7 protein-coding genes are annotated in these 8673 nt (G+C 68.4%); 5 read left to right on the top strand and 2 right to left on the bottom strand.

All coding sequences use genetic code 11. From position 1 onward, the window contains the following. Positions 1-310: 310 nt before the first annotated feature. The 5 genes from D472_RS26165 to D472_RS0121200 all read left to right on the top strand — a co-directional run bounded on the left by D472_RS26165 (position 311) and on the right by D472_RS0121200 (position 4911). Positions 311-505 (top strand): PqqD family peptide modification chaperone, encoded by a 195-nt coding sequence (locus D472_RS26165; RefSeq protein WP_017606462.1) that lies wholly within the window; start codon positions 311-313, stop codon positions 503-505. Between the two features lie 115 nt (positions 506-620). Further along, a complete protein-coding gene (locus D472_RS26160; protein WP_017606461.1) occupies positions 621-932 on the top strand; it encodes an ATP-binding protein in 312 nt (103 codons plus the stop codon). 459 nt (positions 933-1391) lie between these two features. Continuing rightward, positions 1392-2507 carry a pyruvate dehydrogenase (acetyl-transferring) E1 component subunit alpha gene (gene pdhA, locus D472_RS0121210; RefSeq protein WP_017606460.1) on the top strand — a complete coding sequence of 372 codons (1116 nt, stop codon included), beginning with the start codon at positions 1392-1394 and terminating at the stop codon, positions 2505-2507. A 3-nt stretch (positions 2508-2510) separates the two neighbouring features. Continuing rightward, entirely contained in the window at positions 2511-3491 is a 981-nt protein-coding gene (locus D472_RS0121205; protein ID WP_017606459.1) for an alpha-ketoacid dehydrogenase subunit beta, read from the top strand. A 19-nt stretch (positions 3492-3510) separates the two neighbouring features. Continuing rightward, positions 3511-4911, top strand: a complete 1401-nt coding sequence (locus D472_RS0121200) for a dihydrolipoamide acetyltransferase family protein (RefSeq protein ID WP_017606458.1) — start codon at positions 3511-3513, stop codon at positions 4909-4911. 218 nt (positions 4912-5129) lie between these two features. On the opposite strand, the gene D472_RS29345 is transcribed toward D472_RS0121200, so the two are convergent. Then, the gene (locus D472_RS29345) at positions 5130-7070 is read right to left on the bottom strand and encodes a serine hydrolase domain-containing protein (protein ID WP_017606457.1); all 1941 of its coding nucleotides are present in this window, start codon (positions 7068-7070) and stop codon (positions 5130-5132) included. 194 nt (positions 7071-7264) lie between these two features. Further along, positions 7265-8673: serine hydrolase domain-containing protein (locus tag D472_RS0121190; RefSeq protein ID WP_017606456.1), on the bottom strand; the 1409-nt coding region annotated here is incomplete at its 5' end.

Raw genomic sequence — 8673 nt, 5'->3', positions numbered from 1 at the left:
GAGGAGACGGCCCCTTTGAGTTCGTCGGTGATGTCTTCGAGGATGGGGGCCGCTGAGATGGTGCGGATGGCCAGTTCCTCGGCCTGTTCGGCCTCGTTCATCGCCTCGATGGGGTTGACGCCGGTGGAAGCGGACATAGGGGTTCCTGCTTGTTCGGGGGTAGGGGAACAAGCGGGACGTTACCGTATGTAGCGGGCGTATTTCAGGGCGAAACTGTGGTTTCGCCTGTCCGGAAATGGCCAGTGCTCGGCGAAGCCGCCCCATCTGTGCCGACCTTGCGTAGGGGCACCCTCGTTCCGGAAGGAGAGCGATGACCGAACCCGTTCCCGCGCCCGGAGTCCGACAGGTGATGGCCGAGGACGGTGCGATGCTGTTGGACCTGTCCTCGGGGAGGTTCTTCGGACTGAACCCCACCGGCGCGGCCATGTGGCGTTTTCTCAGCGAGGGCACGTCCCCGGAGGAGAGGGCGGCACGGTTGGCCGTCGAGCTGGGCCTGGTCGCCTGAACCGACACCGAGCAAAGACCCGGTCCTATTCGCCGTGATCTTGCTCCTGTGGTCAACTTCGGCGCCGAAGTTGACCACAGGAGCAAGATCGTCGCGGGTGGGGAGAGGTGGCCCGGTGATCCGGATGCTTTCCACCCCGCTCGTGATGGGAAGCCAGACCACCGCGCGGTTGTCGGTCATCGATGACGGACCCTTGAAGGCCCGCCCGCTATGCCAGCCGGTCCGGCGCACGGTCCAGGAGTGGGAGGAAGCCGAGTCCGGGTGGGGCCTGCTCCTCATCCATCGACCCGCGAGCGAGTGGGGCACCCAACGGTGGGCCGACCCGGACTCACTGACCGTGCTGGGCACGGTGCTGTGGGCGGAGTTCACCTGCCCCACCCCCGCTGCCGTTACCACCAACGCCTGTGTCTGTGGGGGTCGGCGATGAGCAACCCGACCCTTTCCAAGGACCTGCGCCGAGTCCTGGACGCGCCCCAGGACACCGGTTCAGCCACACTCCGCACCGACCCGGAACCCGCCCGGTGTCGAACCCTTCGGCCGGTACCAGGCCCGAACCACTCCCACCGCTGGTTCCTGATCCCGGGCGGGCGACCCGGGATGGTTCTCCGGAGGTTGCCCGACCCGTTGCGACCACGTGCTCGGAAAGTTGTTGGAAGCCCTTGTAAATGCTAGGAACCCCTGCTAATTCGCCTGGTCACGGGTCCGGGAACATGGGTCGCGCAGCGTAAAAGGTGTCGTCGGGGGCTTGCGCGTCCCATGGTGAGGTCTGTCACGATATGGGAAGGACTGTCCATGCCCTCCCGACACCCTGGGAACGCGTGTGGACCGTTAAATGGTCGGCCAGCGTTCACCCACGCGAAGTCGGCCCCGAGAACCGAGGAGCGACGTGTCGGAAACCGCCGCGCACGAGGAACCGGAGCTCATCCAGCTCCTGACACCGGAAGGGGAGCTCACCGAGCACCCTGACTACCCCCTGGACATCAGTGCGGAGGAAATCCGCTCTCTCTACCGTGACCTGGTCTTGGTCCGCCGAGTCGACAGCGAGGCGGTCTCCCTCCAGCGCCAGGGCGAATTGGGCCTGTGGGCCTCCCTCCTGGGCCAAGAGGCCGCGCAGATCGGCTCCGGCCGCGCCCTGCGCCCCAAGGACATGGCCTTCCCCTCCTACCGCGAGCACGGCGTCGCCTGGTGCCGCGGCATCGAGCCGAAGGAACTCCTCGGCATGTTCCGTGGGGTCACCAACGGTGGCTGGGACCCACATGAGCACGGATTCCACCTGTACACGATCGTCATCGGCAGCCAGGCCCTGCACGCCACCGGCTACGCCATGGGTGTCCAGCGCGACGGCGCCGTGGGCGAGGACGGCACCGCCGTCATCTCCTACTTCGGCGATGGCGCCACCAGCCAGGGCGACACCAACGAGTCGTTCAACTTCGCCTCGGTGAACAACGCCCCGGTCGTGTTCTTCTGCCAGAACAACCAGTGGGCCATCTCCGAACCCCTGGAACGCCAGTCCCGCGTGCCGATCTACAAGCGCGCCGCCGGCTTCGGCTTCCCCGGCGTGCGCGTGGACGGCAACGACGTCCTGGCCTGCCTGGCCGTGACCCGCGCCGCCCTGGACAACGCCCGCACCGGGAACGGACCCACCCTGGTGGAGGCGTTCACCTACCGGATGGGCGCCCACACCACCAACGACGACCCCACCCGTTACCGCGACGCGGCCGAACTCGACGAGTGGAAGGCCAAGGACCCGATCCTGCGGGTCCGCCGCTACCTCGAACTCAACGGTCTCGCCGACGAGGAGTTCTTCGCGCGGATCGACGAGGAGTCCGACAAGGTCGGCGAGCAGGTACGCACCCAGTGCCGCTCCATGCCCGACCCCGAGCCGCTGGACATCTTCCACGAGGTCTACGCCGAACCCAACGTCCACATCGACCAGCAGCGGTCCGAATTCGCCGACTACCTGGCCTCGTTCGAAGGCGCCGGCGCGGAAGGGGGCCGTTAGGCCATGGGAACCAACCTCACGATCGGTAAGGCCATCAACGCCGGCCTGCGCGCCGCGATGGAACACGACCCCAAGGTCCTCGTCATGGGTGAGGACGTGGGTAAGCTCGGCGGTGTCTTCCGGGTCACCGATGGTCTGCACAAGGACTTCGGCGCCGACCGGGTCATCGACACCCCCTTGGCCGAGTCCGGCATCGTCGGTACCGCGATCGGTATGGCGATGCGCGGATACCGTCCCGTGGTGGAGATCCAGTTCGACGGGTTCTTCTTCCCCGCCGCCAACCAGACCTTCACCCAGCTCGCCAAGATGCGCCGCCGCTCGGCGGGCAAACTCAGCATGCCCGTCGTCATGCGCATCCCCTACGGCGGCGGCATCGGCGCGGTGGAGCACCACAGCGAGTCGCCCGAGGCGTACTTCCAGCACACCGCCGGTCTGCGCGTGGTCAGCGTCGCCAACCCCGAAGACGCCTACTGGATGATCCAGCAGGCCATCCGCTCCGATGACCCGGTCATCTTCCTGGAGCCCAAGCGGCGCTACTACGAGAAGGCCGAGGTCGACACCGACGCCTCCATCCACGAGGTCACCTCGATGGGCGCGGCGCGCGTCGCCCGCCCGGGTACCGACTGCACGTTGCTGGCCTACGGTCCGATGGTCAAGACCGCCCTCCAGGCGGCCGAGGCCGACACCGACCACTCCATCGAGGTCATCGACGTGCGCTCCCTCGCGCCGATCGACTACGCCACCATCACCGAATCGGTCAAGCGCACGGGGCGTCTGGTGGTCGCGCACGAGGCCACCCTCACCGGCGGTCCCGGCGCGGAGATCGCCGCGCGGGTCACCGAGGAGTGCTTCTATCACCTGGAATCGCCGGTCATCCGCGTGGCCGCGTTCGACACCCCCTACCCGCAGTCCAGGCTGGAGGAGCACTACCTTCCGGACCTGGACCGCGTCCTTGACGGGGTCGACCGGGCGTTCGCGTACTAGATCGGGGAAACCGCAAGACATGGCGATTCAAAAGAGCACGCCCGCGGTCGACGGGGTGCACGCGTTCAAGCTGCCGGACGTCGGTGAGGGCCTGGTCGAGGCCGAACTCCTCACCTGGTACGTCCAGCCGGGAGACAAGGTCTCCGACGGTCAGATGATCTGTGAGATCGAGACGGCCAAGGCCGTCGTCGAACTGCCCTGCCCGTTCTCCGGCACGGTCAAGGAGTTGTTGGCCGCCGAGGGCGAGACGGTGGAGGTCGGCTCGGTCATCATCACCGTGGACGACGGCACCGGAGGTTCGGGTGCCTCCGGCGCCGCCGCCGGTGACGCGGCGCAGGAGACAGAGGAGCGGGAAAAGCCCCTGGTGGGCTATGGCGAGAAGGCGGCCGCCACGCAGCGGCGCGCCCGTCGCCGTCCCACCCCCTCGGCCCCGGTGTCCGCACCGCCGCCCAAGCTCAGTGAGCCCGCTCCGGCCGGCACCCCCGGTGTGATGGCCGCTCCCGCCGGCCCGGCGCCCGCGTCGGGTCCGGTGGGCCGTCCACTGGCCAAACCCCCGGTGCGCAAGCTCGCCAAGGACCTGGGGGTGGACCTGTCGACGGTGGCTCCCACCGGTAAGGACGGTGTCATCACCCGAGAGGACGTGCACGCCGCCGTCGAGGCGCTCAAGGCCCCGGCCGCTTCGGCACCGGAGGCCGCACCCGCGCCGGATCGCAGCGCGCGGGAACGGCGGATTCCGATCAAGGGCGTGCGCAAGCACACCGCCGCTGCCATGGTGAACAGCGCGTTCACCGCGCCGCACGTCACCGAGTTCCTCCAGGTGGACGTCACCAAGACGATGGAGGCCGTCACCCGTCTACGCGAGCGCCCGGACTTCGCCGACGTCAAGGTGTCGCCGTTGCTGTTGGTGGCCAAGGCCCTGCTCATGGCCGTCCGCCGCCACCCGGAGATCAACGCCTCCTGGGACGAGGCGAACCAGGAGATCGTGGTCAAGAACTACGTCAACCTGGGGATCGCGGCCGCCACCGAGCGCGGTCTGGTGGTGCCCAACGTCAAGGACGCCGACGCCAAGACCCTTCCGGAACTGGCGGCGTCCCTGAAGGAGCTCACGGACACCGCGCGTGCCGGCAAGACCAGCCCGGCGGACATGTCCGAGGGGACCATCACCATCACCAACGTCGGCGTGTTCGGCGTGGACGCCGGGACCCCGATCCTCAACCCGGGTGAGGCCGCCATCCTCGCCTTCGGGCAGATTCGGGACATGCCCTGGGTGCACGAGGGCGAGCTGAAGATCCGTAAGGTCACCACCCTCTCGCTCTCCTTCGACCACCGGTTGGTCGATGGGGAGCTGGGGTCCAAGGTGCTGCGGGACATCGGTGTCGCCTTGGAGGACCCGGAGCTGACCGCTCTGGCCTGGGGGTAGCCCCTGAACCGGGGAAGAGCGAGGGGCCTGCGCACCACCTGGTGCGCCGGCCCCTGTGCGTTCGTATGGTCGGCCGGACGTCGGCCAAGGGACGATTGGACGGGCCCGTCCCCCAAGGGGGTGGGGGCGGACCCTACTCTTCAGTGTTCCCGTGACCGGGCCATGACCAAACTTTGATCGGCGTTTTCATGGATCGAATCGATGAATCGGCGGGTCCTTCAGCCCAGGGGCCAGACCAGGTGGTAGTGGATGGCCACCGCCAAGGCCAGGAACGCCGCCAGGGGAAGCAACGAATAGTGCACCCGGCGGACCGTTCCCCACCAGTTCCCACGCCAGGCCAGTGCGGCCAGGACCACGGTGACCAGGGCCCCAGGCACCGCCAGGGCGAACGGAACGGTGAGGACGGAGGAAGCGCCGAGCAACCAGTCGGCCATCCGGTTCTGGTCCGCCAACGCGTAGACCACCAGCCCCGTTCCACTCAGACAGGCCACGGCGGTCAACGACGCGAACACCACGGCGACGCTCCGTGCGCCTGGGCCCGGACGCCAGAGCTGGACGAGACCGGTGAGCAGGAACAGCAGGGACGCGGCCAGGACCACCCGGTGGGTGGTGGGGCTCTCGACCACCGAGGTCCGGTCGTAGCCACTGGTGGGGTTCAGATCCAGGTACAGGATGGTGGACCGACCGTCCTGGACGTCGAAGAACAGTCGCTCCTGGCTCTCCTCGCCGACGAACACGTGGTCGCCGAGGGGGAGCAGACGCTCGTTGGGGGCCAAGAGCCCGCTCAAGCGCAGGGTCCCGTCACCGGCGTCGCGCACGGTGATGTTGTCGAAGAGTGTGAGGAGCCGCAACGCCCCTTCGGCGGGGCGGCGGGTGGTGATGTAGCTACCGGCGTAGAGACCGAGGTCGGCACCGGGATCGGCTTCGGCCGTGATCGGGTCGGTGGGCGCGAACTCCTCGGCGAAGTCGTGCAACACGGAGAAACGCAGGTCGTGTAGAGGGCTCGCGCCCGCTTCGGGGTCGGTGTCGTCGCCGTTGACCGCCACGAAGATCCCGGTGTCCTGCTCGGGCAGGAGCAGGTAACCGGTGTGCAGACCGTTCAGGTCACCGCCGTGCCCCACGGCCCGGGACGGCCCGGTCCGCCACTCATAGGTGCCGTACCCCATGGCGGTGGCGTCCGGATGGTGTTCGAAGCGCCGGCCGAGCATCAGCTCCACCGACTCCTCCGACAACACCCGAGTGCCTTCCACCTCCCCGCCGTTCAGGAGCGCGAGCATGAAGCGCCCCATGTCGGCCGTGGTGGTCACCGCGCCTCCGGCCGGAACCAGGGGGATGTGGTCCTGAACGATGGCCGAGCCATCGGCCGTGTGCGCGGTGACCAGGGTGTGGTGCTCGCCCAGCTCGTGGAGTTGGCCGAACTCGGAGTCGGCCATCCCCAAGGGCTCGAACACGTTCTGGACCACGTAATCCTCGAACGGGACCCCACTGACCTCCTGCACCACGAAACCGGCCAACCCGGTGCCGTAGTTGGAGTAGGCGGAGTACTCGCCGGGCGCGAAGATGCGTTCGGGGGTGACCTGACGGAGGAACTCCTCCAGATCACGTTGCCCGTCGGGGTCGTCGGGATCCTCGAACGAGGTCCGTTCGTCCAAACCCGGAGTGTGGGTGAGCAGGTGGTGCAGGGTGACGGGCTCTTCGGGGTGGGTGTCGGGGAGCCGATACTCCTCGGACAGGTAGGTGTTGACGTCCTCATGCAGGTCGAGGAGGCCCTGTTCGGCGAGCTGGAGGACGGCCACGGCGGTGAAGGACTTGGCGACCGAAGCGGTGGGGAAGCCGTGCACCTGTTCGTCCAGCGGTGTGCCATCGGCCAGATCGGCGACACCATGGGACCCGGAGGCCACCATCTCCCCATCGGCGACCACGGTGACCAAGATCCCGGGGGCACCGTGGTCGGCCAACAATGCGGGGACGCGGGTGTCGATGAATTCCCGGGCGGCCTCGGGGGTGGGTGCGGCGAAGGCCCCGGGAAGCGGCGCGGTCGGCTCGCTCATCGGCGCCGACGTCCCCGCGTGGGCGGCTCCGGGACAGGTGGCGAGCACGGACGCCAAGGCCAGGGCCGTGGCCAGGCGGGTGCCGGCCGTGAGGGGGTGTGGGCGCATCGAAGGGCTCCTTGACGTGGTGGCGCTGAAGGGTGTTTCGAACCGACCACAACGCTAGGAATCCGACCCCCACCGGGTCACTGGCGCAGGTGACCGTTCGAAGGTGGAGCCCGCTGTAGTCCCGACCGGGAACGCCTACGAACAAGGGCGCCTGGCCACGGCACCAGGCCCTGGCCGGCGGATTCGGGTTCGCCTCAGCCCAGGGGCCAGAGCAGGCGGTAGTACACGCCCAGCGCGAGCAGGGCCGCCCCGGCCAAGGCGATGAGGGAGTAGTGGATTCGGCCCGGCACACTCCACCAGCGGCCCACCCAGGCCATGACCGTCCACACCAGCGGAGCCACCAGGAAGGGCACGGACAACGACAGTGGCAGGGCCAACATGAGCGATCCCTCGAACAGCCACCGGTAGGAGGTGTCCGGGTCGAGGCCGAGGTAACCGACCGCGCCGAAGCCCACCCCGGCCCCCACCAGCGCGGCGAAGGCGGTCAGCCGAGCCCAGATCGCACGGCGCGGGGCACGAGGGCCCCGACCTTTGAGCCTGTGGACCAACGCGGTGATCGGCCACACCAGGCAGGTGGCCAGGACGAGGAGGGACACGAGCAGGACGACCTGGTGCAGGAGCGGGTCACGGAGCGGGCCGACCCGCCCGTAGGTGGTGATCGCGTTCCCCTCGAAGACCATGGCCACGGCCCTGTCGGAGTTCTCGCGAAACGCCACTCGGTGCCGCCCGTCCTCGCTGACGAAGACGCCCTTGCCCGCCGGGTGCATCGTCAGCGGCTCTCCAGGGCCGGACAGGACCGTCAACCCGCCGCCGGAAGCGCGCTCCACCCGCACGAAGCCGCCCAGGGCACGGATCCGGGAGGCGTCGGAGGCCGACAACCGCAGGTTCAGGTAGGTACCGGTGTAGCGGTCCAGTTCCACCAGGGCGTTGGGATCCGCGGGTAGCGAGCTGACCTGGGGAGCGAACTCACGCAGGAAGAGACGCCGCAGGTCGAGGCGGAACTCGCGAAGGTGGTCGGTGACCTGGCTTCGGGGGCCATGGACCGAGTTGCTGCCGACGAACAAGCCCAGGTTCGCGTCGGGGACGAGGAGGTAGTCGGCGTGGTGACCGGGCAGATCGCCCATGTGCCCGACGACCCTCGGTGGATCCTGACGGTACTCCCAAGTGCCGTAGCCGACACCACTGGACTCCGCGGTGAGGAACCACTGGGGTTCGAGCATGAGCGAGGCCGAGGACGGGGACAGGACACGCTCGTCGTCCAGTTCACCTCCGCCGAGGAGGGCGAGCATGAAGCGGCCCATGTCGGCGGTGGTGGTGACCGCCGAGCCCGCGGGGGTCTGGTTCAGGTACAGGTCGGCGGCGACTCGCCCGTCGGGATGGTGCGGGACGGGCAGGCGGCCCTCCACTTCGGTCAGGTGCACGAAGGCGGTGTCGGTCATGGCCAAGGGCTCGAAGAGGGACTCGTGAAGTCGATCGGCGAAGGGAACGCCGGACCGCAGTTCCACGATGTAGCCGGCCAAGGCCAGACCGTGGTTGGAGTACAGGGAGTACCGTCCGGGGGACCGGACCCGTCGCACCTGGCTCTCGTGGACGTACTCCTCCA

The sequence above is a fragment of the Nocardiopsis alkaliphila YIM 80379 genome (assembly GCF_000341005.1).
In the GTDB taxonomy this organism is placed as follows: Bacteria; Actinomycetota; Actinomycetes; order Streptosporangiales; family Streptosporangiaceae; genus Nocardiopsis; species Nocardiopsis alkaliphila.
The sequence above is the reverse complement of the archived record's forward strand: the minus strand, read 5'-3'. Positions and strand labels throughout refer to the sequence as shown.

Bases quoted from the DNA above. Each gene is read 5' to 3' on its own strand.
- D472_RS26165 (WP_017606462.1), top strand. From the start codon at position 311: ATGACCGAACCCGTTCCCGCGCCCGGAGTCCGACAGGTGATGGCCGAG.
- D472_RS0121205 (WP_017606459.1), top strand. From the start codon at position 2,511: ATGGGAACCAACCTCACGATCGGTAAGGCCATCAACGCCGGCCTGCGC.
- D472_RS0121200 (WP_017606458.1), top strand. From the start codon at position 3,511: ATGGCGATTCAAAAGAGCACGCCCGCGGTCGACGGGGTGCACGCGTTC.
- D472_RS29345 (WP_017606457.1), bottom strand. From the start codon at position 7,070: ATGCGCCCACACCCCCTCACGGCCGGCACCCGCCTGGCCACGGCCCTG.